This is a genomic window from Nocardia sp. NPDC127606, from assembly GCF_042671725.1.
In the GTDB taxonomy this organism is placed as follows: domain Bacteria; phylum Actinomycetota; class Actinomycetes; order Mycobacteriales; family Mycobacteriaceae; genus Nocardia.
Window position 1 is genome coordinate 785,719 of sequence record NZ_JBHXWQ010000002.1, and the last position, 25,120, is coordinate 810,838.

Annotated in this window: 21 protein-coding genes; 10 read left to right on the top strand and 11 right to left on the bottom strand. The window is 66.2% G+C overall.

Translation table 11 applies throughout. The features are described 5' to 3' along the window. Positions 1 to 34: 34 nt before the first annotated feature. A complete protein-coding gene (locus ACFVJ5_RS14280; RefSeq protein WP_379220345.1) occupies positions 35 to 1,411 on the bottom strand; it encodes an ATP-binding protein in 1,377 nt (458 codons plus the stop codon). A gap of 280 nt (positions 1,412 to 1,691) precedes the next feature. On the opposite strand from ACFVJ5_RS14280, the gene ACFVJ5_RS14285 reads away from it, so the two are divergent. Both ACFVJ5_RS14285 and ACFVJ5_RS14290 read left to right on the top strand, forming a co-directional pair. Further along, positions 1,692 to 2,657, top strand: a complete 966-nt coding sequence (locus ACFVJ5_RS14285; RefSeq protein ID WP_379220346.1) for a helix-turn-helix domain-containing protein — start codon at positions 1,692 to 1,694, stop codon at positions 2,655 to 2,657. A gap of 109 nt (positions 2,658 to 2,766) precedes the next feature. After that, entirely contained in the window at positions 2,767 to 3,711 is a 945-nt protein-coding gene (locus ACFVJ5_RS14290) for a nitrilase-related carbon-nitrogen hydrolase (RefSeq protein ID WP_379220347.1), read from the top strand. On the opposite strand, the gene ACFVJ5_RS14295 is transcribed toward ACFVJ5_RS14290, so the two are convergent. Then, entirely contained in the window at positions 3,613 to 3,948 is a 336-nt protein-coding gene (locus ACFVJ5_RS14295; RefSeq protein WP_378993608.1) for a metal-sensitive transcriptional regulator, read from the bottom strand. The genes ACFVJ5_RS14290 and ACFVJ5_RS14295 overlap by 99 nt on opposite strands. Before the next feature lie 134 nt (positions 3,949 to 4,082). On the opposite strand from ACFVJ5_RS14295, the gene ACFVJ5_RS14300 reads away from it, so the two are divergent. Continuing rightward, a complete protein-coding gene (locus ACFVJ5_RS14300) occupies positions 4,083 to 4,889 on the top strand; it encodes an S-methyl-5'-thioadenosine phosphorylase (RefSeq protein WP_379220348.1) in 807 nt (268 codons plus the stop codon). Here the strand turns inward: ACFVJ5_RS14300 and ACFVJ5_RS14305 are convergent, their stop codons facing one another. Beyond that, on the bottom strand, positions 4,890 to 5,870 hold the full coding sequence (locus ACFVJ5_RS14305; protein WP_379220349.1) for a GAF domain-containing protein: 981 nt from the start codon (positions 5,868 to 5,870) through the stop codon (positions 4,890 to 4,892). A gap of 104 nt (positions 5,871 to 5,974) precedes the next feature. Here ACFVJ5_RS14305 and ACFVJ5_RS14310 point away from each other — a divergent pair, with 104 nt between their 5' ends. Continuing rightward, positions 5,975 to 6,535 carry an NADPH-dependent FMN reductase gene (locus tag ACFVJ5_RS14310; RefSeq protein WP_379220350.1) on the top strand — a complete coding sequence of 187 codons (561 nt, stop codon included), beginning with the start codon at positions 5,975 to 5,977 and terminating at the stop codon, positions 6,533 to 6,535. 49 nt (positions 6,536 to 6,584) lie between these two features. Here ACFVJ5_RS14310 and eccE read toward each other — a convergent pair whose 3' ends face one another. Continuing rightward, complete coding sequence (gene eccE, locus ACFVJ5_RS14315; protein ID WP_379220351.1) at positions 6,585 to 8,228, bottom strand: type VII secretion protein EccE; 1,644 nt, start codon at positions 8,226 to 8,228, stop codon at positions 6,585 to 6,587. A 113-nt stretch (positions 8,229 to 8,341) separates the two neighbouring features. On the opposite strand from eccE, the gene eccB reads away from it, so the two are divergent. After that, positions 8,342 to 9,820, top strand: coding sequence for a type VII secretion protein EccB (gene eccB, locus ACFVJ5_RS14320; RefSeq protein ID WP_379220352.1), 1,479 nt, complete (start codon positions 8,342 to 8,344; stop codon positions 9,818 to 9,820). Here the strand turns inward: eccB and ACFVJ5_RS14325 are convergent. Further along, positions 9,817 to 10,584 carry a potassium channel family protein gene (locus tag ACFVJ5_RS14325; RefSeq protein ID WP_379220353.1) on the bottom strand — a complete coding sequence of 256 codons (768 nt, stop codon included), beginning with the start codon at positions 10,582 to 10,584 and terminating at the stop codon, positions 9,817 to 9,819. The genes eccB and ACFVJ5_RS14325 overlap by 4 nt on opposite strands. A 66-nt stretch (positions 10,585 to 10,650) precedes the next feature. Between ACFVJ5_RS14325 and ACFVJ5_RS14330 the strand changes: the two genes are divergently transcribed. Continuing rightward, complete coding sequence (locus tag ACFVJ5_RS14330; RefSeq protein ID WP_379220354.1) at positions 10,651 to 10,803, top strand: hypothetical protein; 153 nt, start codon at positions 10,651 to 10,653, stop codon at positions 10,801 to 10,803. A 620-nt stretch (positions 10,804 to 11,423) separates the two neighbouring features. Here the strand turns inward: ACFVJ5_RS14330 and mycP are convergent. Both mycP and eccD read right to left on the bottom strand, forming a co-directional pair. Then, positions 11,424 to 12,842 carry a type VII secretion-associated serine protease mycosin gene (mycP, locus tag ACFVJ5_RS14335; RefSeq protein ID WP_379220355.1) on the bottom strand — a complete coding sequence of 473 codons (1,419 nt, stop codon included), beginning with the start codon at positions 12,840 to 12,842 and terminating at the stop codon, positions 11,424 to 11,426. Beyond that, the gene (eccD, locus tag ACFVJ5_RS14340; protein WP_379220356.1) at positions 12,839 to 14,305 is read right to left on the bottom strand and encodes a type VII secretion integral membrane protein EccD; all 1,467 of its coding nucleotides are present in this window, start codon (positions 14,303 to 14,305) and stop codon (positions 12,839 to 12,841) included. The genes mycP and eccD overlap by 4 nt, the downstream gene beginning before the upstream one ends. A gap of 188 nt (positions 14,306 to 14,493) precedes the next feature. Here eccD and eccCa point away from each other — a divergent pair, with 188 nt between their 5' ends. The 4 genes from eccCa (at position 14,494) to ACFVJ5_RS14360 (ending at position 21,461) form a co-directional block, all read left to right on the top strand. Then, on the top strand, positions 14,494 to 18,531 hold the full coding sequence (gene eccCa / locus ACFVJ5_RS14345; RefSeq protein ID WP_379220357.1) for a type VII secretion protein EccCa: 4,038 nt from the start codon (positions 14,494 to 14,496) through the stop codon (positions 18,529 to 18,531). Continuing rightward, positions 18,528 to 19,958 carry a type VII secretion-associated protein gene (locus tag ACFVJ5_RS14350; protein WP_379220358.1) on the top strand — a complete coding sequence of 477 codons (1,431 nt, stop codon included), beginning with the start codon at positions 18,528 to 18,530 and terminating at the stop codon, positions 19,956 to 19,958. Before eccCa ends, ACFVJ5_RS14350 begins: the two co-directional genes overlap by 4 nt. Next, on the top strand, positions 19,955 to 20,518 hold the full coding sequence (locus tag ACFVJ5_RS14355; RefSeq protein WP_379220359.1) for a hypothetical protein: 564 nt from the start codon (positions 19,955 to 19,957) through the stop codon (positions 20,516 to 20,518). Before ACFVJ5_RS14350 ends, ACFVJ5_RS14355 begins: the two co-directional genes overlap by 4 nt. Positions 20,519 to 20,615: 97 nt before the next feature. After that, complete coding sequence (locus ACFVJ5_RS14360) at positions 20,616 to 21,461, top strand: hypothetical protein (protein ID WP_379220360.1); 846 nt, start codon at positions 20,616 to 20,618, stop codon at positions 21,459 to 21,461. Between the two features lie 122 nt (positions 21,462 to 21,583). On the opposite strand, the gene ACFVJ5_RS14365 is transcribed toward ACFVJ5_RS14360, so the two are convergent. From ACFVJ5_RS14365 to ACFVJ5_RS14380, 4 genes are all read right to left on the bottom strand, one after another. Next, positions 21,584 to 21,886, bottom strand: a complete 303-nt coding sequence (locus ACFVJ5_RS14365) for a WXG100 family type VII secretion target (protein WP_379220361.1) — start codon at positions 21,884 to 21,886, stop codon at positions 21,584 to 21,586. Positions 21,887 to 21,920: 34 nt separating this feature from the next. Then, the gene (locus tag ACFVJ5_RS14370; protein WP_379220362.1) at positions 21,921 to 22,244 is read right to left on the bottom strand and encodes a WXG100 family type VII secretion target; all 324 of its coding nucleotides are present in this window, start codon (positions 22,242 to 22,244) and stop codon (positions 21,921 to 21,923) included. A 350-nt stretch (positions 22,245 to 22,594) separates the two neighbouring features. After that, positions 22,595 to 23,824, bottom strand: coding sequence for a hypothetical protein (locus ACFVJ5_RS14375; protein WP_379220363.1), 1,230 nt, complete (start codon positions 23,822 to 23,824; stop codon positions 22,595 to 22,597). 26 nt (positions 23,825 to 23,850) lie between these two features. Continuing rightward, a complete protein-coding gene (locus ACFVJ5_RS14380; protein ID WP_379220364.1) occupies positions 23,851 to 25,116 on the bottom strand; it encodes a hypothetical protein in 1,266 nt (421 codons plus the stop codon). Between the last annotated feature and the right edge of the window lie 4 nt (positions 25,117 to 25,120).

Below are 25,120 nucleotides of genomic sequence, written 5' to 3' on the forward strand. Positions count from 1 at the left end.
ACGGCCGCGAACCACAGGGCGACGAAGCCGGACGTCATCGCAGCGGCACCGAGACATCGGCGCCCGCTTCACGGGTCAGCCGCGTGTTCACCTTGGCCAGTGTGGGCGTGGGGACGAATCCGCCCGCCAGCAACGCCTCACCCTGTCTGAACCATGGCGCCCGGGAGAGCAGGCCACTCGGCGCGTAGCCGAAGTAGGTGCCGAGCTCCTCGAGGTCGGCTGGGGAGGTCATCTTCAGCAGGGCGAGGTTGTCGCATTGCGAGATGATGCCGGGGTGCACCTTCGACGGTCGTTGTGTCGAAAGCAGTAGCCACATCCCGAATTTGCGGCCCTCGGCGGCGATCTGGATCAATCGCTCCCGCACCGCGACGGCTACCGGGGATTCGAGTCGGGGCGAGGCGAGGTTGTGAGCTTCGTCGATCACCAAGAGCACCGGACGGCGTTCCTCACGTCTGGCCCACAGATCGTCGAGCAGCGACAGGGCGACGACGAGTTGCTGGGCGGGCGTGGAGAATCCGCCGAGGTCGAGGACCGTCACGTCGGGCCGCTCGGCGACGATGTCGGTGACCGCCTGATCGGTTCCCGCCCAGACCTCCCAGTCGAGCAGTCCCAGGTTCTCCACGCGCATCGCGAGGCGTCGGCGAGCCGGGTTCTCGACGGCGCGCAGGTTGTCCAGGACATCGTGGAGTTCGCCGGTCATCGCCGTCGAGAGATGGATCAGTTCGTTGAACTCCTCCCTGTCGGCCACCGGATCCAGCTGCAGTACAGCGGCCTTCGAGGTCAGGGGCATGTCGATGAACTTCGCCCGCAGGCGACCGGGCGGTTCGGATTTCGGTCGCAGGACGCGGATATCGCGCTCCCGCAGGGCCTGCGCGGTGGGGCCGGTGGCGCCGGGGATCACCTCGCCGATGCGGACGAAATCGGAATTCGGGTCGAAGATGACGATCGGCAGCGCGGTGTGCGCGATCAGCTGCTCGAGGACGACGCCGAGGGCGTACGTCTTGCCCGAACCGCTCTGTCCGCACCAGAACGTGTGTCGGTTGAAGCGGGTGGGGAGCAGTCGAGCCGGGCCGCCGGGTGCCGACAGGCTCACGCCGATCTCGAGTTCGGCGCCGGTGGTGTGGTGGAGCGCGGTGACGGTGTCGCGATCAGCGGGGCTGATCTCGCCGCCGTCGAAGGCGTGACTGGCCCTGGTGTCGATGCCGTCGTCGGTGAGTTCGCCGATCAACCTCCCGCGCAACCCGACGGGCGCCGTGGCCGTGCGCTCCTCGACCAGTGCGAGCTGCCTGCGCCCCGCGCAACTGACAACGATCAGAGATCCGGCGGGGAAGGGGCTGGCCGCGGCGTTGTCGACGACGAACGAGCGTCCGTCCTCCGAGCGCGCGGACACGACAGCGGAATCGGCAGACATGGACGTGTCCTCCCGGTGGCGCATAGACGAGCATCCTGCTGGCAACCACCAGTAAACACGGCTCGTTCACGTCTGCCGGTACACCGCGCGCACGTGTGTCGGGCGCTGTCCGCGGCACTCGTATCGGAGCGTGCTGAAAGGGGCTTGCGCAGTGGGGTTTTCCCTGGTCAGGACCGAATGAAAGTGCATTTGCAATTGCATTCCGGGTGCGGGGCGGGGGTATTCTGTGGGCGATGCCGCGGGGGCGGCAGTGCCCGATTCTCGTTTCCGGAGGTCGCCTGTGGCGAACGAAACGACGACGCTGGAGTTCTCGGCGCCGACACCGCGCAGCGCGGAGTTCGAGCAGTGGGAGGCGTTGATGACGAAGACGTATTTCCCACTCGCGCTCGATCCCACGTTGGACGCGCCCACGTTCGGCAGGCTCACCAGCAGCGCGTTGCCCGGAGTCGCCGACTTCTCGCTGACCGCGCTCGCGGGTGGCAATCAGGAATTCCGGCGCACCAAGACGCATGTGGCCTGCGCGGACGAGGAGTACCTGCTGGTCAGCATTCAGGTCGCCGGTCAGGCCAGACTCACCCAGGACGGCCGCTCGGTGCTGCTGAAGCCGGGGGAGATGACGTTCCTCGACACCGCGCGGCCCTCGCTCTGGCACGACAGCGTGTCCTACGAGCAGGTGCTCGTGCGAGTGCCGACGCGGCTGCTCCGCTTGCAGCCCGGACTCGCCGAGGTCCGCATCCCGACCGCCACCGCGATTGCTCCGGACAGCCCGGCGGGCGTGGTGGCCACCTACTTTCGTGAGCTCGCTCGGGTCCGCGCGCAATCGCCCGCACAGGCCGACATCCTGGCCAGAAGCGCGCTCGACCTCCTCGGCTCGGCGGTGCTGCTCGCCGCGGGGAGCGAACCTGTCGAGGCGCCTGCCGACGCGCTCAGTCGCGAACACGTCATGGTCTACCTTCGAAAGCGTTGCACCGACCCGGAATTGACCGTCGACGAGGTGGCGGCGGCCTGTCATATCTCGCGCCGCACGCTGTTTCGAATCTTCGACGGCACCGGCGACAGCCTCAGTGCCACTCTGCGCAGATTGCGGGTCACGCATGCGCAGAAGCTGCTGGCCCGCAAGAGAAACCACCCACCCGCGGCTGTCGCCTACGCCTCGGGATTCGCCTCCGAACGGCACTTCTATCGGGTGTTCCAGCAGGAAACCGGGATGACGCCCGGCGAATATCGGCAGTGCCACATCGGCTGATCAACATGGCACCGATTGTCAGAGGCTTGGCGCGGGAGGACTGTGAGCACGAACGTTCTCGCATCACACTGGATTTCGTTGGACCAGTGCGGTACGAGGAGCGATCACGATGTCGATTCGGATCAGGGCGGCAGCGGTGCAGGCCGAGCCTGCGTGGCTGCATCTGCCCGCGGGCGTCGCGCAGACGATCGGCTTCATCGAGGATGCCGGGGCCGGTGGGGCGCAGCTCGTCGCGTTTCCCGAAGTCTTCCTCCCGGGCTATCCGTGGTGGCTGTGGCTGAACTCGGTCGACTGGGGGTCGGAGTTCCAGTCGCGGTACCTGGCCGATTCGATGACCAGAGACGGCGTCGAGATGCGAGCCATCGCCGACGCGGCGCAGTGGGCGGGGGTGCGGGTGGTGCTCGGGTTCGCCGAGCGGGCCGGCGACGAGGTCTACATGGCGCAGGCGATGATCGGCCCGGATGGGCAGGTGCGGGTGGCGCGCAAGCAATGGCCGACGCCACTGGAACGTGAAGTCTTCGCCGACGGTGTGGCGCCGTCGGTGGTTTACCACACCGAACTGGGCCGGGTCGGCATCCTGGGGGGAGCCGACCATGTGTGCCCGGACCGGCGCGTGGACCTGTGGCGGGAGCAGGTCCACGTCGCCGCGTTCTCCGGATTCACCGTGTATCACGAGGTCACTGACGACATCGTGGTCGCGGTGAACAGTACGGTCGCCGAGCAGTACGCGCGCGACAGCGGAGTCGTGGTGATCGCGCCGACGGCACTCGTGCCGATGACCGGCTGGTCGGTCGTCGACACGCGTTCGCCGCAACATCTGCTGCTCAGCGGCGGCGGCGGGGTGGCCAGGATCCTCGGCCCGGACGGCCGCGATCTGGTGCGGCCGTTGCCGCCCGGCAAGTCGGGGCTGCTGTTCGCCGATCTCGACCTCAGCCGGGCGTGGCGACCCGCGATGTCAGGATCTGACCAACCGGGCGATCGCGTCGGTGGCCTCTTTGATCTTGGCTTCGGCCTCGGGTCCACCGGCGATCGCCGCGTCGACGACGCAGTGTGAGATGTGATCCTCGAGCAGCCCCATCGCGACGGCCTGTAGTGCCTTGGTCATGGCGGAGACCTGGGTGAGGATGTCGATGCAGTACTTTTCCTCTTCGACCATCCGCTGGAGCCCGCGTGACTGACCCTCGATGCGGCGCAGTCGCTTGAGGTAGTCGTCCTTGGCGGTGATGTAGCCGTGGCCTGCGTGGCCCGCGTGCTCGTCGCCGGTCGCGGTGTCGGGGGTGGGTGTGGTCACCGTAGGTCTCCTCGCCTGCCTGGTAGCTCGCGTGGCGAACTAATACCCCCCTAGGGTACAGTTTCGTGGTCGAAATGTCAGATGACAGGTCCCCGGTGCTGCGCGCGGTCGGCCCGGACGGAAGAATCGGCGCCATGAGTTCGCTTCCCCGGCCCGCACTCGCCGTCATCGGCGGCAGCGGTTTCTATGACTTCTTCGACCACGACGCGGTGCACGTCGAGGTCGACACACCGTATGGCGCGCCGAGTGCCCCGGTCGCGATCGGGGAGGTCGAAGGCCGCGCGGTCGCCTTCCTGCCCCGGCACGGCAAGCAGCACGAGTTCGCGCCGCACACCCTGCCCTACCAGGCGAATATGTGGGCGCTGCGTTCGCTCGGGGTGCGCCGAGTGTTCGCGCCGTGCGCGGTCGGCAGCCTGCGCGCCGATTGGGGTCCCGGCACCGTGGCGGTCCCGGATCAGCTCGTCGACCGGACCTCGGGTCGCCCACAGACCTATTTCGACGGCGGCGGCGTCCACGTCTCCTTCGCCGATCCCTACTGCGATGATCTGCGCGCCGCCGCGGTGAAGTCCGCCGGTGACCTTCGGGTCGAGGATTCCGGCACGATGGTCGTCGTTCAGGGCCCGCGCTTCTCGACCCGCGCCGAGAGCCGCTGGTTCGCCGGGCAGGGCTGGGACCTGGTCAACATGACCGGACACCCCGAGGCCGTTCTCGCTCGCGAACTCGAAATGTGCTACGCGGCAGTCGCTCTCGTCACCGACTTGGATGCCGGTCTCGAAGAGGGCGACGGTGTGCACGCGGTCGACGTGTTCGCCGAATTCAAGAAGAACCTCGGACCGTTCAAAGAGCTCATGCGTCGCGCGGTCATCGCGGTCGACGGCACCGACACCTGCGAGCGCTGCCGTGTGCACGCCGGGGTGTCGCTGCCCTTCGAACTGCCCTGATCACCCCGGCTGCGCGGTGACCTGCAACTGAGCGAGCAGGAAAGCAGGCGCCGCACCGCCGCCGGGCAGCGGTGACACCTCGACGTCGACGGTGAGCCAGCCACCCGCCTCGGCGGCCAGCCGCAACCCGCTCAACCCGGCGCGCGTGGCACCGGCCAACACCTCGGCGCGCAGTGCGGCGATCCTGGGCCGGTCGTCGGGATGCGGGACGGTCCGCTCGTCGACCCCGCGCCACGTCAGCCCCGGCACCGGTTCGGTGACCCAGCGCACCGCGCGAACCTGGGCGGTGTCCACGATGACCAGGTACAGCCCCGGCTGGGACTCGCGCAGCAATTCGAGCGTCGCGGCCTCGAACGACTTGTGTTGCGGGGCAATGCTGTCGGTGACATCGACGGACACCCCGCGCCACGCGAACCGCTGCTCGGCGTCGCCGTTGCGCGCGGCCACCAACAGCGAACGCGGGCCGATCGCCGAATGCACGGTGGCTACGCCCGACCATCGGCTCCGAGGTTCCGAACGGTACAGCGCGGCAACGAATTCCAGCGCGCGATCGAAACGCTCGACGCGCTCGAACGACTCGGCGCCGCTGTATTCGGCCGGGGTCGAACCGAAGTGGGGTCCGAGCCCGGCGGGGTGGGTGCGCACCACGCGGGCGTACGCGTCGACCTGGAACGGGGCGACCCGAAGCTCGTCCGCCGGGACTTCCGGCCCCACCCACACCTTCACCGCATGCACGGACGAGTCCGGCCACAACACCGGCACAGCTCGAAACCGCAACTGCGACCAGGGGTTGCGCGATTTCGGCAACACCTCCTCCACCGGCGCCCCCGTCTCGTGCGCGGCCGCGATCAACGGCTGCAACCGGGCCGGCACAGCCCGCTGATACGACGCCCACTCGCGCGGTGCGGTCCCCGCGGTCAACATCGACCAATCGCGCGACGTCCCCAACGTCTCCACCAACTGCCAACTTCCGATAATCACGCGCGACCCCCTGCGCCCCATGAACGAAACCGACAGCCCTATCGTGCACGAGCCGATCAGCGGCTCCGGTACCGGGGCATTTCGGGGTCGATAAGCTCGGCGGCATGAATGCACCGCTGCGGTTGGAGATCATCGTCGCCAGCACCCGGCCCGAGCGATTCGCGCCCGTGGTGGCGGGCTGGCTGGTCACCGCGCTGGGGGAGCGGCCGGAATTCGAGGTGGGGGTGCTCGACCTGCGGGATCTGGCGTTGCCGGTGGACCTCACCGAGACGCCGGAGGTCGAGGCGTTCCGTGCCAGACTGGCCGGTGCGGACGCGTTCGTCGCCGTCACCTCCGAGTACAACCACGGGTATCCGGCTTCGCTGAAGACCGCGCTCGACAGCGCCAAGCACGAGTGGCGGGCCAAGCCGATCGGGTTCGTGTCCTACGGCGGGTTGTCGGGTGGGTTGCGCGCGGTCGAGCAGTTGCGTCAGGTGGTCGCGGAACTGCACATGGTCTCGGTGCGCGAATCGGTGAGTTTCGCCCAGGCCAAACGCCGCTTCGACAAAACCGGCATGACCGACGACGACGCCGCGATCGACGCGTGCGACCGCATGCTGAACCAATTGGCCTGGTGGGGAACGACTCTGCGGGCAGCCCGCACCGTGGAACCCTATCCGGGCTGAGTCGACCAGGGATGTCGCCCGCGTGGTGACGCGAGCGACGGCGGACCGATCAGGCCGACGCCATCGCGCGCTGACCGCGCGGCTGGCCGATGTAGGTCGACTCGCGCGGAATCGACACCAGCGTGAGGTTCACCCTGGTCGTTCCCGTGCGCAGCACCACGCGGTTGCCGATCGCCCCCGGCTGGAAGATCTCCAGGTCGGGACGAGAAGCGGGCCAGCCGTTCGGATCACCGGTGAGATAGATCGTGGTGACACCGGCGTGCGGGGCGGGCGCGAGCACCCCGTCCACCACCGTCGCGGTGAAACCCGCGTCGGACTGGTGTGTTTCGACGGCGATGGTCAGCCGCTCCGGATTGCCGACGGTGGTCACCAACTGCTCCCAGGCCTGCGCCCGGTCGGTGCGCACCAGCACGCGCTCGCCGACGGCCAGCGCGCGGAACACCAACTGCTGGGCCAGATACAGCTCACCGGCGACATACACCGTGGAGATACCGGCGCCGACGATCCTGGTGGCGACGCCGTTGCCCTCGTCGTCGGAACCGAGCAGCTGCCCGCAACCCGACGACGGAAGGTGCAGCGCGCCGATGACGTCGATCGGGTACTCGATGGTCGGGATCGTGTCGTCGACACCGGGCACCGCGATCGGCAGGTGTGCCAGCAGCGCGTCGCGATGACGACCGCTCATCGACACCATGCCCTTGGACTTGGTCTTCTCCGGCAGCTCGCGCGCGGTCAATCGCCATGCGGCGCCGACACTCACGGATTCGGCGTCGCTACCGGGACGCAGCCGCACAGCGACCGTGGTGCCCCGCGACGGCGCGACCCACAGCTGTGCGAGCAGATCCGAACCCAGCTGCTTGGGATCCACGGCACTGCCGATGTTCACCGCGTTGCCGATCTCGGCGTACTTCCACCGCTGACTCAGCGTGCGCGGGTCGAGGCCCGCGGTGATCTGCTGTACGGCCTTGCGGATCTCCGGCGCGGTGAGGATGCGCGCGTTGCAGTCGGCGTCTTCGAGCGTGCGCATGATCCGCTGGGTGGCGATGGTGACCGAGCGGGAAGCGCCGTCGGTGCCGCCGCCGCGACGAGCCGTCGCATCGGGGCAGGCCACCGCGTCGAAGCTGATGGCGAGCCACACTGTGCGGTGCGCGGTCGCGGGCAGCGGGCCGAGCAGCGATTCGTAGATCGCGCCCGCCGGGGTACCGGACCGGCTGCGGTGGCCGTGACTGATGATGTCGATCCCGCTGAGCAGGATGTCGTGCTGGTTGAGGCACGCGGCCAGTTCGGGCAGCGGCAACAGGTGTGAGGCGTGCACGGCGGTGCGGGCGATGCGGGTCAGCCCGCCGCGCGGCGGCAGCACCTCGACGACGGTGACCACGCGGCTGCCGTCCCAATACAGGCCGAGTGAGCGCCCGTCGGTGTCACGGAAGTCGACGGTGTCGCCGAGTGTGTAGTCGCGCTTGGCGGAATACCGGCGGATGGTCGAGATCCAATCGAGGATCGTGCGCTTGCCGATCGGGATCAGCGGGACCGCGGCCACCGCGATGGCGATGCCGAGCGACGGCAGCGCGTCGAGCCCGCAGATCAGCGCGACAACCCCCGCGATCAGGCCGAGGACCTGCGCAATGAGTAGGTGCGGCAGCGAAATCCGACCGAACAGCGGGCGCGGTCCCGCCCCGGTGAACTCAGCCATTCGTTCCTCCCCCAGGTACCCATTTGTCGATCGGCCGATGGCCGAATGCGAACAACTGCTGCCGGGAACTGTACTGTGTTGCCCGGACGAGAGCACTGTTCGGGGGAGGAACCATGCCTTCAAAACCCACAACGCGCTGGCAGGTCAGCGGATACCGCTTCCTGGTGCGGCGAATGGAGCACGCCCTGGTGCGCCGGGATGTGCGCATGCTGCACGACCCGATGCGCGCGCAGACCCGTGCCTATGTGGTCGGACTGGTGCTCGGCATCGTGGTCCTCGCAGGTTGTGGCGTGCTCGCACTGCTGCGCCCGCAGGACAAGATCGGCGACAGCAAGATCCTGATCGCCAAGGAATCCGGCGGCGTCTACGTGGTCGTCGACAATGTGGTGCATCCCGCGCTGAACCTGGCCTCGGCCCGGTTGGCGGCCGGTGAGGCGTCCAAGGCGGCGATCGTCAAGGAGTCCGAGCTCGGGAAGAAGCCGCGCGGTCAGCTGATCGGCATTCCGGGCGCCCCGTCGTCGATCCTCTACGACAAGGGCGGCAAGGGCCGCACCTGGACGGTGTGCGATCAGCTGAAGTCCGACGGCACAGCGGATCTGACCACGTCGGTGCTGGCCGGTGACCCGAATCTCGGCGCCAAGGCATCGAAGGTGGATGCGGGCAAGGCCATGCTCGTGAAGGGCAAGGACGCCGTTTACCTGGTCTACGACGGCAAGCGCGCCCGCGTGAAGATGGACGATCCGGCCGTCACCCACGCACTCGGCATCACCGGCGTGACTCCGCGCCCGATCAGCGAGGGTCTGCTCAACGCGATTCCCGAAGTGCTGCCGCTGATCACGCCGGTCATCGACAACCCCGGCGGCACACCGACTTACAACGTGAGCGGCCACAAGATCGGTGACGTGGTCCAGGTGTTCAACGAGCCGAACCAGAACTACGTGGTGCTCCAGAACGGACTGCAGGAGATTTCGGCGCTGACCGCCCAGATCATCCGCAACTTCTATCCGACGATGATGAACGGCACGACCATTCAGTCGACCGATCGCACCTACGCCACGATCGTGCAGACGTTGAAGGTGCAGGACTACCCGCGCGACCGGCCGACGCTGATCACCGCCAAGGACCAGCCGGTCAGTTGCATGTCGTGGAAGCCGATCGCGGGCGCCACCGACAACACCGACGCGACCGCGCGCGCCGAACTGACGTTGCTCACCGGCATCGACCTGCCGATCCCGGACAAGGCGAAGATGGTCGACCTCGCGCAGGCCGACGGCGCGGGCCCCAACGCCGACACCGTCTTCATCCCGCCGGCGTCGGGCGCCTACGTGCAGTCCACCGGCATCGAACCGAACAGCCGCCGCAAGGACAGCCTGTTCTACATCGCCGATACCGGCGTCCGGTTCGGCGTCAAGAACGCCGACGCGGTCAAGGCGCTCGGCCTGGAGGAAGTCAAGGCCGAACCGGCGCCGTGGCCGATCATCGGCCTGCTCGCGGGTGGGCCGACGATGGGTCGGGAAGAGGCGATGGTCGCGCACGACGGTGTCTCGCCGGATCCGTCGCCCGCCAAAAAGCCTGTCGCCACGGTGAATTAGTCGAGTGGGGTAGCCGGCTTCGCGGAATCGGAGCGGAGTTCGGCGACCTCGGTCCGTAGGGCTTTGACCTCGTCGACCAGTTCGCGGAGCATGCTCTCGGCGCGGTCGGCGGCGTCGTCGACGGTCTTGAGTTGTTCGACGACCCAGCTGGTCATGGTGCCGATGGCGAAGGAGATCAGGCCGATGCCCAACGTCATCAGGACCAGCGAGACCAGTCGGCCCTCGGTGGTCACCGGGTAGACGTCGCCGTAGCCGACCGTCGTCACCGAGACCGCCGACCACCACAGCGCGTCACCGAAGGTCTCGATCTTGGAGTCGGGTGCGCCGTATTCGGCGTCGAAGAAGGCCAGACTCGACAGCAACAGGATCAGCAGGGAACTGGTGGCCACGAAGGTCACCAGGCGGGTGCGCGGGTGCGTCGCGCGGTTGAGGGCGTCGAGCAACAGCAGCGAAGCACGCAGCAGGCGCAGCGGGCGAAACGGCGGCACGAGCACGACCAGCAGGTCGAGTGGATGCTTGCGGACGAAGCGCAACCGGTCGCCCGAGAGCCACAACCTGGCCACGAAATCGACGAAGAACACCGCCCAGATCGCGATATCGGCCAGCACGAGGCTGGTGTCTAGCCGCGGAGACACATCGGTGTCGAGCACCCGCCACGCGTACATGATGACGAACACCACCGCGAGCACCATCAACGGCAGATTGGTCGCGCGCTCCCACCGCTGTCGGCGGGTGAGTGGACGGTCGGTCGTTGACGAATTCATGCGGCTACCTGGGTCGACGGTGCTCAGACCAAGAGACCGTACCCTGATCTTCGGTATCGTCGGTCAGTGAACGTCGGAGGAATCCCGCACGTGCGGCCGATCGCGCCGTACACACCTCCGACGGGGTGGCGCTGGCAGGAGGAGCTCGCGGGGTTGGGCTCGCGATGGTGTGCCGACGAACCGCAGGTGTACGAATCGGCGGCAGCCGGACAGTTGTGATCTGGTTCATATGATTCGTTTGGGTCGATATGGAACCGGAGTCATTCGGGCCGCGTCCAATCAGTATGTAAGCCAACGAGACTCACATGCCGGCGAAAGCGATCAGGCGGTTGAGAGCTGGCATTGGTGAACATATCTGATGGGGGTATATGCCTCGTCAGTAACCGGAAGGCAGGGGAGAGAATGAACTTCAAGATGCGTGCCCGAGTGGCGCTTGTGGCAGTAGCCGTCGCGGCTGGGGGGATTAGCGTTGCAAACTCGGGGATTGCGGTCGCCGACCCCACTAGTGTGTTGTATCCGTCCGAAGAAGCATGTCAGATGGCGAAACCAGCTCGCAAAGCCTCCACTGACCCGATCTACAACTGTGAGTACGCGGGTAATGGAAAATGGAGTATGAATACTTGGTAGTTCTGTGAACTGACTCGGAGCTTATCGGTTGTATGTAACCGATAAGCTCCGAGTCATTTTCGTGTTAGGGCGGAGCGGACCTTGTGGGCATATGCGAGGTCTGCTCAGCGCGAATCCCGGGCTGCTCGTCGACAGTGGCACACCCGATCTACAACATGGGGTGTTACAGGATCGGTGATGGAGTGCCATGCCTGGTGCTTCGGGCAAGGTGATCAGAGATCGTCGGCCGACATCCCGAACTTGCGCCGGATCGGGAATGACGCCAGTACGCCCAGGACCAGGATGAGGCCGATGGCGCCGGAACCGATCAGGGCCACGTTGCGCGCGGTGTTGTCCGCGGGTGGCGGCGGTGCGGGCACCGCGAGCTGCTGGCTGCGGGCCGGGCTCGCTTGCTTCGGCGGAAGTTCTTTTGGCACTTCGTTCGTCAGCGCAGCGACGGGATCGACCGCGCCGTAACCGATGTACGGATTCCAGCCTTCGGCCGGTGCGTGGGCCGTCGCCTGGAGCCGCTGGATGACCTGTTTGGCGGTCAGATCGGGGAACCTGTCACGCACCAGCGCGGCGACACCGGCGACATAGGGCGAGGCGAAACTCGTTCCGCTGTAAGCCATGTACTTGCCCTGGTTGTCGTATTTACCGTCGGAGATGCCGGTGGTCCTGGCATCGAGCGAGGTAATGCCTTCGCCGGGTGCGGCAATGCCGACCCACGGACCGGGCACGGAGAACGAAGATGGTGCGCCGTTGGCGCCGATCGCGCCGACCGACAGCACGTAATCGTCGTACCAGGCAGGATTTACGTATGTGCGGATCGTGCTCCAGAGATCCTGTGCCGGCTTGAGCGGGTCGGTGCCGGGATTGCCTGACTTGCAATTGTTATCGGTGTTACCCGCCGCGCTGATGATCACCGCATCCTTCTCGACCGCCGCGTATTGCACTGCCGCACCGAGGGCGCGGAACGCCGACTCGTTCGCCGGGGAACTCGGCAGGCACGAGACCAGTGAAATATTGATCACTCGGGCGCCGAAGTCGGCTGCCCGCCGGATCGCGCTCGCGAGCGAGGAGACCTTGCCGTAGCCCTCGGGGAAGTCGTCGGGCCCTTTGTTCCGGCCCGCGCCCTCGGACTGATAGAGCGAGCTGGTCTGGCGGATGCTGAGGATGCGGGCCTCGGGCGCGACACCGGAGAAGCCCTGGTTGTCGATCTTGGTGGCGCCGATGATTCCGGCCACAACGGTGCCGTGTACGTCGCAGTCCTCGGTGCCGTTGCCGCCTGCGGCTACGTAGTCACCGCCCGCCCACAGATCGGGCAGGCGGGGGTGGGGCTCCACGCCGGTGTCGATCACCGCGACGAGTTGTCCTGCGCCACGCGAGAATTCCCACGCCCGCTCCAGATCGAGGGAGCGCTGGCTGGGAGGAATCACCGCCGTCGCGGTACTCGCCTGGGTGCGGAAGCACAGTCCGTTGGTACCGCTGCCGCGCTCGGTCTTGTCCGGCGGCGCGGCGGGATCTCCCGCGGGCAACATTCCGGGGTCGATCGCCGGCGGCCGGTCCGCGTGCGCTGTGCCGTAGAGACCGAATCCGGCGTTCAGACCGACAACCAGAGCAACGGCCGTCAGTCGAAAGCCGAGCCTCACAGCCCGCGAACCAGCGAGTAGAGATCGGCGACCCAGAACACCAGCGGCAGCACCGCGGCGACGAACGCGTACTCGAGCAGCTCGACGGCCCGGCGCATCGGCGGTGTCGCGGACTGGTTCGGCACGATCAGGCCCATCACCAGCGCCGAGATCAGAATCACCAGCGCGGCACCGAAAACGACCAGGGGCTGGCGCATTTCGAGCGCCACGCCGACCAGCATGATCAGCACGATCCCCGAGCCACCCGCGATCAACACGATGGCTTGTTCGGCGCCCGCGTAGGTGCGGCTGCGGAACATCAGCACCACCGCGCACACCAGCGCGAGCGAGATACCGGGCCAGTAGGGATCTTCGGCGCCGGCGTCGGTCGCCATCAGCGCGCCGGCGACGGTGACCAGTGTGGTCGCGCTGACCAGACCGGCGAGGTAGTTGCGGGCCCGCTCCGACCGCGCACGCAGGGCGTCGAGGGTCGGCAGGGCGCGGTGGTCGTCCGGGTCGTCCTCGGTCGGATCGATCGGGGTGCCGGGGGAGGGGACCGGCGGCAACGGCAGCTTGGCCAGCAGCATCGAAACACGCGGCGCGAGTGAGAGTCCCGCCAAACCGAGCGCCGCGACAGCCGCGCCGATCGCCTTGGCCGGCTGCTCGGTGAGCAGCCCCACCAGGGCGGCGGGCACACCGAACACCGAGACGGTCGCCGCGCCGATGAACAGCGCGAGGCCGATGCCGGTGACCCGCCAAGCGAGCACCGCGATCGAACCCAGCAGCGCGAATCCGAGCAGCAGGTGTGCCGCGCCGTAGTGATCGGGGACCAGCAGCATGCCGCCGGTGAACGCGGTCGGCAGCGCGCAGCCGGCCAGCACGAGTGCGGCCGAGGCATCGCGGTACATGCGGCTCAGCACCGTGCCCGCCACCACGCAGAGGATCGCGACGAACAGCGCGAGCGACCCGGAAACCCAGAACGGCAACGCATCCGGCGCGGCCAGCAGGCCGAAGCAGCCGACCAGCATGGTGAGCGCGGCGAGCACCGAACCGGTGACGCGGGCGGTCTTCGGCGTCCAGCTGCGGTAGTGCTCGGCGTCGGCGACCGCGACGTTGTACATGATGTCGTCGAACAGGGGCGTCGGCGCCGCGTGCGAGGCGCTCTCCAGCATGAGCAGTTCGCCGTCGCGGACGCCTTGTTCGCCGAGGCTCAGCGAGTTCGAGAACGGGGGGTGGCCGATGCGGGCGAGCACCCATTCGGCGGGTTCGTAGCGTTCGCCGTCGTTGTCGAAATCATTCGAGCGGCTGTGCTGCGCGACCATGTCGACCACGCTGGGGATGACGAGGGCGACCGGCACATCCACCGGAATAGCCATGTCTACCTGCGTGTGCTTGGCCAGGATGGTTACTCGGGCAAGGTCCGGCGCGCGCACTATGCCGCGTGCGGAGTCCTCTTCCACATGATCGAGTCGCGCGTGCGTCAAAACTCCCCCAGTTCCGTCTCTACCTCGTGTTTCCGCTCGACCGCTCTTAACGGTCGACAGTTTGCGGAACCCACCGTTCGGACAGCAGAATGCCTGACGAACCATACGACATGTCGGCCGCGAGCTCTACACTGAGCCCGTTCGCGACGACAGATGAGCGAGTAGTCAAGCAGGGGGAGTCTTCGACCATGAGCACCGTCAGGTTCCAGCGCCGTGCCCGGCGCGAGATGCCGCGTACACCGGGTGGCGAAGTCACGTTGCAGCCGCCGCCGGAGATCCCGCGGATCACCCCGGGCAGCCTGCTGATGAAGCTGATGCCCGTCGTGATGGTGGTCGGCATGGTCGGCATGATGGCGCTGATGTTCACCCAGGGCAGCGGCATGCTGTCCAACCCGATGTCGATGATGTTCCCGATGATGATGATCATGTCGATGGTCACCATGTTCGGCCAGGGTGGTGGCAAGGGCGCCAAGGCCGCGGAAGCCAACGAGGACCGCAAGGACTACCTGCGCTACCTCGATCAGGTCCGTAAAGATGTCGACGAGACCGCCAAGCAGCAGCGCGCCGCCGTCGAGTGGAGCCACCCCGAGCCCGGCCTGATCTGGATGCTCGCGGGCACCAGCCGGATGTGGGAGCGCCGCTCCGGCGACAAGGACTTCTGCCACGCGCGCATCGGCCTCGGCGGCCAGCGCCTGGCGACCAGGCTGGTAGCCCCCGAAACCGGACCCGTCGAAGAGCTCGAGCCCATCGCCGCGGTGTCGCTGCGCCGTTTCGTGCGCGCGCATTCCACGGTTCCCGACCTGCCCACCGCCATCGCGGTGAAGGGCTTCGGCACCGTCGCCCTCGATGGCGACCGCGCCCAGGCGCGCGACATGACGCGCGCGATGTTGTTGCAGCTGTGCATGTTCCAGGCGCCCGACCAGGTGCTCGTCGCCGTGGTCTGTGGCCCGGACACCGCCCGCGAGTGGGAGTGGACCAAGTGGCTCCCGCACACCCAGCACCCCGATTCCCAGGACGGCATCGGCACCCAGCGCATGTTCTACGGCTCCATTCGCGAGGCGATGAGCGGCCTGCATCCGCTGCTCGGCAACCGGGTCCGGTACTCGCGTAACCAGCCGAACAACCCGAACATGGTGCACGTGGTGATCGTCGTCGACGGCGGTCTGCTCGAAGCCGAGGACGACCAGCTGCGTGAGTCCGGGTACGAGGGCGTCACCATCATCGACCTGTGCAATTACGCACCGCGCCTTGCCGTTTCGCGTGGCATCAAGATGGTCGTCGAAGACGGCGAGTGCCTCGGCCGCGGCGCCACCGGCAACCAGGAACGCTTCGCCACCATCGACCGGGTCAGCGCCGAGCAGGCCCAGCAGCTCGCCCGCAGGCTCGCGCCCTACCGTGCCGCGACCCAGCGCAGCAGCGATGTCGAGACCGACGAGACCGAGACGATCTCCACCTGGTCGCAGCTGATGAGCCTGGGCGATATCGGCAACTTCAACCCGGCCGGCGCCTGGCGTCCCCGCTACGGCCGCGAACGTCTGCGCGTGCCGTTCGGCATCGGCGCCGACGGTGCCCCGGTGGAACTCGACATCAAGGAAGCCGCCGAGAACGGCATGGGCCCGCACGGCCTGTGCATCGGCGCGACCGGTTCCGGCAAGTCGGAATTCCTGCGCACCCTGGTGCTCAGCCTGCTCGCCACCCATTCGCCCGACCAGCTCAACCTGGTCCTCGTCGACTTCAAGGGTGGTGCGACGTTCCTCGGCCTCGACGGCGTTCCGCACGTCGCCGCGGTCATCACCAACCTCGAGGACGAAGCCGACCTCGTCGACCGTATGAAGGACGCGCTGGCGGGCGAGATGAACCGCCGCCAGGAAGTCCTGCGGCAGGCGGGCAACTTCGCCAACGTCTCCGAGTACGAGAAGGCTCGCGCGGCGGGCGCCGACCTCGACCCGCTGCCCGCGCTGTTCGTCGTGCTCGACGAGTTCTCCGAACTGCTCACCCAGCACCCCGACTTCGCGGAACTGTTCGTGATGATCGGCCGCCTCGGCCGCTCGCTGCAGGTCCACCTCCTGCTCGCCTCGCAGCGTCTGGAAGAAGGCAAGCTCAAGGGCCTGGAATCGCACCTGTCCTACCGCATCGGCCTGAAGACCTTCTCCGCCAACGAGTCCCGTCAGGTCCTCGGCGTCCCCGACGCCTACAACCTGCCGAGCACCCCCGGTGGCGGTTACCTGAAGTCCGACTCGGGCGAGATCCAGCGCTTCCAGGCCTCGTACGTGTCGGGCCCGTATGTCGGTGGTGGATCGGCGCGTGAGGTCACCAGTGCCGGCATCGTCGGCGGCGAGATCGACGTCCACGCCCGTCCTTTCGCCGCGACCCACGTCGGTTTCCGTGCCGCCGACCGGGTTCCGCTGCCGGTGGAGGCCGAGTTCGAGCCGGAGCCGATCGGCGACGAGAACGAGCAGATGTCGAACCTGAACATGCTGGTCTCGCGCATCTCGGGCCACGGCCGTCCCGCCCACGAGATCTGGCTGCCGCCGCTCGAAGAGGCGCCGACCATGGATCAGCTCGTGCCGCGCTCGATCCTCACCGGCGAGTACGCCGCGATCGCCACCCTGCGTGCCCCGATGGGCATCGTCGACCGCCCCTACGACCAGCGTCGCGACCCGTTCGTCGTCGACCTGTCGGGTTCACGAGGCAACGTCGCGATCGTCGGTGGTCCGCAATCGGGCAAGTCGACCGCCCTGCGATCGATGATCATGGCGATGGCGTTGACCCACACCGCCGAGCAGGTGCAGTTCTACTGCCTCGACTTCGGTGGTGGCACGCTGACCAGCCTGCAGGGTCTGCCGCACGTCGGTTCGGTGGCAAGCCGCCTCGACGAGGACCAGGTCCGGCGCACCGTCGCCGAGATGACCACGATCGTTCGCACGCGTGAGGCGAAGTTCCGGCAGCTCGGCATCGAGTCGATGGTCGAGTTCCGTCGCCTGCGCTCGATGGACCCGGCTTCGAGCCCGGCCGCCCAGGGCGCGCACGAGGATCCGTTCGGTGACGTGTTCCTGGTCATCGATGGCTACGGCTCGATCCGCCAGGACTTCGACGCGCTCGAGCAGGTCATCATGAACCTTGCGGTGCAGGGTCTTTCGTATGGCGTGCACGTGGTGATCGCACTCGCCCGCTGGGCGGAAGCCCGCCCCGCGCTCAAGGACCAGATCGGCACCCGCATCGAGCTGCGCCTCGGCGATCCGATGGACTCCGACCTCGGCCGCAAGTTCGCGTCGCTGGTTCCGCAGGGTCGCCCCGGTCGCGGTATGACCGCCGAGTGCCTGCACATGCTCACCGCGCTGCCGCGGATCGACGGTTCCTCCGATCCGTCCAACCTGGGCCAAGCGGTGTCGGCCGCGGTCGAGACGATCGCCCGGATGACGCCGGGCCGACCCGCACCACAGGTCCGCATGCTGCCCGATCAGCTGCCCCGCGAACAGCTGCTGTACCTGGCGGGCAACTGGCCCTCGCGCGTCGACCCGGCGACCAAGTGCCTGCGCATCCCGATCGGTATCAACGAGGCCGAGCTCGCCCCGGTCTACATCGACTTCGCGGAAAGCCCGCACTTCATCATCATCGGCGACTCCGAGTCCGGTAAGACCACGCTGTTGCGCTCGATCATCGAGGGCATCGCCGCGTCGAACACCCCCAACGAGGCGCGGTTCATCGTCGGCGACTACCGCCGCTCGATGCTGGGCATCATCCCCGAGGGCTACCAGGCCGGATACGGTTCCACCGCACCGCAATTCACCCAGAACATGACCGACCTCGCGGCGTATGTCGCCAAGCGGACCCCCGGTCCCGAGGTGACGCCACAGCAGTTGCGTGAGCGTTCGTGGTGGACCGGTCCCGAGCTGTATGTGCTCGTCGACGACTACGACTTGGTGGCCACCTCGTCGGGCAACCCGGTCTCGGCGCTCGTGGAGCATCTGCCGCACGCCCGCGACCTCGGCTTCCACCTGATCATCGCTCGCCGCTCCGGTGGCGCCAGCCGCGCCATGTACGAGGCGACGCTGGCGCGGATGAAGGACCTCGGTTCGGCCGCACTGGTGATGAGCTGCAGCAAAGACGAAGGCGTCATGGTCGGTACCACGCGTCCCGGCCCCAAGCCCGCCGGGCGTGGCACCTTCGTCACGCGTAATACCGAGGGCCTGGTCCAGACCGCCTGGATGCCGCAACCGGAATGACCGTCGTCGAGCTCGTTGTCAGCGAAGCCAAAGTGTGGGCGCGTGGCGCCACCACCCACTGGGATGTCGCGCCGTCGGTTGTGTTGGGCAGCAACGGTTCCGATCTCGTCGTCGGTGAGCCGCTGACCCCGCCCACGCAGGCGGTGTCGGTGGTGCAGTACCTGGCCGGCGGTGTGCTCGCGTTGCCGCCTCGGATGCCGACGGTGGGCCAGGCCCTGTCCGCGCTGCTCGCGGCGATCATGGACACCCTGCGGGTAACGCCGCTGTGTGAGCGGATCGTGGTCGTGCACCCCACCTCGTGGGGGCAACCCGAACTCGACCTGTTCGGCACCGCGACACAGCAATTCACCCACGAGGTCGTGTTCGAGGCCTGTGCCCTGCGGGCATCGGCCGTCGATGTCACCGCCAGTCGTAGCCGCCGCACCGCGATCATCGAGTTCGGCATGCTGTCGACCTCGGCGTCGTCGGTCACCTACGACACCTACGGCACCCATGTCGAGGCGGTCGAGGTCGAACCGAACCTGGCGGCCTCGGAACTCGCCGACGAGGAAGGCTTCGGCCATCTCACGGCCCTTCTCGGCCGCCTGCTCGCCGATCGTCCCGCCGACGTCGTCCAGGTGTTCGGCGCCACCGATCCGGCGGTACTGGCCGCGGTCACCGCCGCAGTCGAAAGTGTGTGCGGTGCAGGTGTTCCCGTCAGCCCGCTGACCGGAACAGACTTGGCGCGGCCCACTCAGAAGACCCCCGCCTACACGCCGAACATTCCCCCGGCGGCCGAGTGGATGCAGCCCCTGCGCGAACGCGCCGCGGCGACCAACCCGGTCGACCGCCGCCCGCTCTACATCGGCGCCGCGGCTCTCGCCGCTGTTGTCGCCGCGGCAGCGATCGGTGGCTTCTTCCTGTTCGGATCCGGTGACCAACAGGCCACCGCCGCCGTCGCGACCACCTCGGCCCCCGTGGTGACGAGCGCAGCGCCCCAGCCCACGTCGGCGAAGCCGAAGCCGAAACCCACCACCGAGACGGTCGGCCGAGTCGTCGTAGAGATCCCCGCGGGCTGGCACCGCACCACGGCCACCGACGCCCGCGCCGACCTCGTCCCCGACGACGCCGCCCGTCACCGCATCACCATCACCCAGAAACCGGTCACCCCCGGTGCGGGCTACGACGAGGTCGCCGCCGACCTCAGCGCCCAAATCGCCAAAAAGCCCGCGGGCACCGTCACCCCCGTGCGCCGAGATGTGGTCTTCGCCGGCCGTCCCGGACTGTCCTACGAAGAGCGTCCCGCCGACGGGTCAACAGTTCGCTGGCAGGTCCTCGTCGAGCGCGGAGTTCAGGTCAGCATCGGCTGCCAGTACGCCGAAAATGGTTGGGCCGGTGTGATGTCCGCCTGTGAACAGGTCGTCGGAGGCGTCCACGTCGGGCCGTGAGCCGCATCCTCTTCGCCGCACTTCTGGCGTCCTGCACGCTGGCATGCGCCCCGGCCGACCTGTCGACCTCGAACGCGCCCTCGTGCCCTGCCGACCTACCGTCGGCCACCACGGCCAACCCGGCCGGCTACACCATCCATGCCCCACAACCCCGGGGCTGGTCGACCCAGCCGGTCGAAGGGGGCGGTCTCGTCCTGCACCGCTTCGAAACCATCGAAGGCGCCAATCCGCCCTTCGGCATGGCCACGGTCACCGTCGCCACCTTCAGCCCCGCGAAGACCGCCGACGCCGCGACCAACACCCTCCAGATCCTGCGCCTCCACGAATCCGACTGGCACCGAACACGTTCCGAAGAGGTACAGATCTGCGGCAACCCCGCCCACCTCACCACCGGAACCACCGCCAACTCCCACCACGACTACCTGGAGTTCGCCTACCCGATGGGCGACAAGTTCTACCCCATCCAAATAGCCACCCAAACCCCCATCGCCAACGTCCCCCGCTACCACTCAGACCTGGACACGATCCTGAGTGGTGTGCGGATCAGCAGCGGGCAGTAGCGGATTGCCTTCGATTCGGGTTCGACGGCGTGCGCAAGTACGCTCGCAGCGGGTCGCCTGTGTATCGCGCGCGGCCTGTGAATCGGGAGGGGAAACCATGACTTATCCACCGCCGCAGCAGGGTCCGGGTTGGGTACCCGGTCAGGGTGCGCCGCAGCAGTATGCCGGTCAGCAACCATATCCGCCGATGCAGCCGCCGCAGTTCGGCTCGCAGCCGCATCCGCAGCAGGGTGGTCAGCCCCACCCGCAACAAGGTTGGGGCCAACCACCGCAGCAGGGATGGCCCCAACCACCGCAACAGAACCCGTGGTGGAAATCGCCCCTCGTGTTGGTCGGCGGCGCCGTTGTTGTCATCGGTGTGCTGGTGGTCGGGGTTGTCGCTGTTGTCGGCGGAGGCGACGACGAAGCGGGAACGGTCGCAGCGCCCCCCTCGTCGGTCCAAGAGGCACCTTCGGCGCCCACCTCCGCGAAGAGCACCTCCAAGGCCGCACCAACGACGACCAAGGCTGCCCCGCAACCTGTTTCGGCTGACGCCAAGATCGTTCTCGAAGCGTTGCCGGCGCCCCTACGCGAAGTCGTCGCCGTCAACAACATCACCGAGAAGGCCCCGATCGGCAACGACCCGTACGCGGTGCGAGTGGTTTTCACCGTCCCGGCCAAGAACAGCCTGACGGTAGGCCTGCTCAGAACAGCCGTCGACATCGACCGCTACCCGATCGCCTGGATCGACACCAACCCGGACAAACTGCTCCGGCAGTGGAGTAGTCAGCACCCGGAATGGCTGATGGACAAGGGCGAGAAGAAGTTCCGCATCGATGACACGATCCCGGGTGGTGGGGCCACCGTGGAAACCTTCAACACGGCGACGAAGCTGTACACGTCGATGTCAGGGTTCAAGGACAAAGACGCCGCCTTGAAATACCTCGAGCGCGCTGGGTTCTAGGTCAGCTCGCTCAGGTATGCACCCCACTCCTCGTCTGAGTGCGGCCATTCGGGGAGTGCGGTGGTCCTGAAACAAATCAGGCCCCGGCTGTGAGCCGGGGCCTGATTTATATGGTGCTGGGATCAGAACAGACCCGCGAGAGCGGTGTCGGTGCCCTTGAGGTCCGAGTTGCCGGTCTGGACCAGCGTGCCCGCGCCTTCGAGGGTGGTGTTGAGCTGCTGCACGTGGGTGTTCCACTGCGCCTGCAGCTGAGTGAACGCATCGTTCGCGTCACCAGCCCAGTTGTTGGTGACGAAGTCGGTGACCTGCTTGTGGAAGTCTTCCAGCTGGGTCATGATGCCACGGGCATCCTGGACGATGCGCTGCGCACCGGCCTCGACCTCGCCGAAGTTAGCGGAAATCCGCGTGACGTCGTTGCCTGCCATCGATGGCTCCTTACTCAGTGTGGGTGGGGTCGGATCAGAGGGCGGGCAGGTCGAGCGAGCTGACCTGGGCCTTCACCTGTGAGGCGAAGTCGTGGTCCTGCTCGTCGTACTTCTTCCCGGCGTTGCGCAGGTTCTCACAGGTCTCGAGCAGCTTGTCATTGAGCTTGTCGGCCTGGAAGTAGTAGCGCTCCATGAAGGAGTCGAACGCCGCGCGGGCGCCACCACTCCATGTTGCGGTGGTCTGGTCCTCCAGCGTCTTCAGCGCCTGGATCGCGGTAACCAGATCCTGGTGCTTGGACTCGGAGGTCTTCACGAAATTGTCAATTTCGGTTGCACTGGCACTGAGCTGACCCGCCATGGTGTCTTCCTTCCGATTTGCTGTGCTGGGAGTCGGGAGCAACTGCTCCGGTCGACCCGTTCATATGATTGGACGCGAGCCAAGGTGGATCGGTTCCCACATCTTCCGAGATTTTTTTCGGCCCCCGGGATGACGTCGATGTCCACCCTGCTGTACCTGCGGATTCACGGCTCCGCCGTCGCCCTGGCGACACGAGGCCTACATGTCCGCGAATCTTTCCCCCTCCTTCCCCTGCCACAGCCCGAGTCACAAGGCCAGCGGCACTTCGCGTATCACCATACCGATCGCGACGCTGTCTGCACACCCCACTCCCACCGCCGTTGTCGGACAGGAGCAGTGTGCAACGTCAGCTACTGGGCGTTGGCGAAGACGGCATACTGCGCAGCCGCGCGCTGATGCGCGTCATTGATCTGGTGGCTGCTGACGAGCCCGACATACTGCCGGTAGCGCACTGAGCAGGAGAACCGCTTGATGTCACTGGAAGTGACCTTGTTCTCGACGCAGTTGGTAGCGGGCACCGCGGTGGGCGAGTTCGCCGGGCCGAATCGTGGGCCCTCGAACATCCCGGCCTGGAACTTCTCCGCGGCAGAAGAGTCTCGTGCCCGGAAAACGGTTGCGTCCCATCCGATCCCGATGTGATCGACGCCGGTCTCCTCGTATAGGCCCCGGTGTTCCTGCTCCGCACGTTGTACCTGCAGGAAGCCCTGGAGGCCGTATGCTGCCGACCGCGTATCTTCCGGTCCGCCCAACTGTTCGCGGTTCAACGCACGTTCCAACACGTGGGCAGGATCGTGATCGAGCATCAGTATTTCCATCGGCGTGAGCGCCGGCAACTTGTCGAGCCGTGGCAACTGGGCATCCAGGACTCGGCTGGCTAGATCCTTCAATTGCGGCAGATCAGCTGACGGCAGACCCACCTGCAGGCTCACGACGTAGCTGCCTCGCGCGATGTTCGCGGCCATGCTCGGTACTCCGGGGCGCCAGTGCGCTTGGGCAGCCGGGTACTTGTCGATTGCCACCTTCTGATTCTGGTCAGCGGCTACCTGGAAGTCGAGGACCTCGATCGATTCGGCCGCGCGTCTTGCTGCATCCTCGTCGGGAAACTGCATTACACGCATTCCGAAATATGTCGGTTTGAGTGAACGCTGAGAATCTGCTAGGACGTCATCGCCGGGCGATAGAGTAAAGACGCCGAAGTGCTCTTTGTCGGTGCTCCCTGTGCTGAACCCGTACAGCAGGCGATGTTCCTTGAGTGCAGGCTTTACCGTGTCGCTGAACTCGCTCAACAAGGTCTCGGATGTAAAAGAGCCCCAATCGCCGTATTTCAGGCTCGGGTCAAAATCTGTACCGAGTACGAGATGGTCGGCGAGGCGCATAGCTGCCAGTTCCTGGCCGTTCTTGTAGCCGTGTTTGTATTGGTAGTAGGCGCTGACCGGGAGCGTCTGGTACTTTCCTACATCCAAGGTTCGAACATCGATTTCGCCGGCGATCGCCGTTCCACCGACGTTCGATCCGCAGGCTGATGTCAAAATTGACGAAATAACAGCTGCGACCGCAACTTTAGCAATGTGTTTGCGCATGGCCTGTCCTCGCTTCCGTCTGGCTATTATTTGGAGTTCGCCAATAGCGAGTACTGGGCCGAAATGCGCTGATGTGCATCGGTTAGCTGGTTTGCCGATATCTGGGCCGCATATCTGCCGAAGGTGATGGTGCAGTAGAACCGCGGGTTGACACCGCGGAATTTTTCACGATTTTCGTGACATTTGGCAGACGGCAGTCCTGGTGGGCTCGGCGCCACAATGAACATACGGCCGCGTTCGCCCCGTCGCTTCTCCAGCAGCTGTGCGGACTCCGCATTCTTGGTTCGATATAATTCCCCGCCGTTGAAAGCGGCCGCGTCAACGCCTGTTTCATCGAGCAGTCGCTGGTCTTCAGTGATATTCAGTGAGACCTGCAATGCGCCGTGCTTCTGATACGCAGTAGGGATCGTGGCACCGTCGGTCACGGAGTCGTTAGTAGCAGGGACCGTCATGGCGAGCATTCCGTCGACATCGCGGTCCAGTGTGCTCCATTTATCGCGTGGAGTCGGTGTGAATTTCGACAAACTGGGCTGGATGGCCGCGATGACCTTCTCTGCCTTCGATTGCATCCCGGGCAGGTCGTCGGATCCGATCTGATCACTGAGATTGTCTCTGACGACAGTCAGTACCAAGAATTGGCCTACTGAATGCCACACGTAGATTGCATCGAATCGTGGGGTCCACACGGCATGAGCTTCAGGAAATCGTGACAGCCGGGTGCCTTCGTATTTCTCCCCGAGAATTTCCTGGTGCTTGGCACCCAGGGATGGCACAGCATTCTTTGCTGCCTCGGCGTCGGTAAACAGAAGAGCGTAGTTGTTCAGCGTCCAAGAGAGATTCCCGTTGAAATTCGTTCGCCCCTCGCTGTAATAGCCGGATATGAACCCAGGTGCGAAAGTATTGAAATCTTCGCGGCTCATGAGCAGATCTCGCGACAACGGGTAATGCGATACATCTGTGAACGTACGACTCTGGTTGAATCGGTTTGTGAAATTCAGCGCTGGGTCGATCTCTGTTGGTAGAGGCATAGCTTCGGCGATGCGTCGCGCTTCGACCAGTGCTGCCTCGTCGTCGGTTTCAGCCATTCCCAAGGGGATCGGTTGGCTCGGGTAGTTCCCCATTTCGAGCTTACTCAGGTCGACCTGTACCTCTGGAGCGGCCACCGGGCCGGCCGGGCTCGCTTCGCCCCCGCAGCCTGTCGTCAACAGGCAGGCGACAGAAACTGTTGCGCTTAATGCCGCGCTACGTGCTCGTTTTCTCAGTGCTTTTGGCGATTTCAATTCAGAACGCAAAGCA

Coding starts and splice junctions, on each gene's coding strand:
- ACFVJ5_RS14280 (WP_379220345.1), bottom strand. CDS start 1,411: ATGTCTGCCGATTCCGCTGTCGTGTCCGCGCGCTCGGAGGACGGACGC.
- ACFVJ5_RS14290 (WP_379220347.1), top strand. CDS start 2,767: ATGTCGATTCGGATCAGGGCGGCAGCGGTGCAGGCCGAGCCTGCGTGG.
- ACFVJ5_RS14300 (WP_379220348.1), top strand. CDS start 4,083: ATGAGTTCGCTTCCCCGGCCCGCACTCGCCGTCATCGGCGGCAGCGGT.
- ACFVJ5_RS14310 (WP_379220350.1), top strand. CDS start 5,975: ATGAATGCACCGCTGCGGTTGGAGATCATCGTCGCCAGCACCCGGCCC.
- eccE (WP_379220351.1), bottom strand. CDS start 8,228: ATGGCTGAGTTCACCGGGGCGGGACCGCGCCCGCTGTTCGGTCGGATT.
- eccB (WP_379220352.1), top strand. CDS start 8,342: ATGCCTTCAAAACCCACAACGCGCTGGCAGGTCAGCGGATACCGCTTC.
- ACFVJ5_RS14325 (WP_379220353.1), bottom strand. CDS start 10,584: ATGAATTCGTCAACGACCGACCGTCCACTCACCCGCCGACAGCGGTGG.
- eccCa (WP_379220357.1), top strand. CDS start 14,494: ATGAGCACCGTCAGGTTCCAGCGCCGTGCCCGGCGCGAGATGCCGCGT.
- ACFVJ5_RS14350 (WP_379220358.1), top strand. CDS start 18,528: ATGACCGTCGTCGAGCTCGTTGTCAGCGAAGCCAAAGTGTGGGCGCGT.
- ACFVJ5_RS14360 (WP_379220360.1), top strand. CDS start 20,616: ATGACTTATCCACCGCCGCAGCAGGGTCCGGGTTGGGTACCCGGTCAG.
- ACFVJ5_RS14365 (WP_379220361.1), bottom strand. CDS start 21,886: ATGGCAGGCAACGACGTCACGCGGATTTCCGCTAACTTCGGCGAGGTC.
- ACFVJ5_RS14370 (WP_379220362.1), bottom strand. CDS start 22,244: ATGGCGGGTCAGCTCAGTGCCAGTGCAACCGAAATTGACAATTTCGTG.
- ACFVJ5_RS14375 (WP_379220363.1), bottom strand. CDS start 23,824: ATGCGCAAACACATTGCTAAAGTTGCGGTCGCAGCTGTTATTTCGTCA.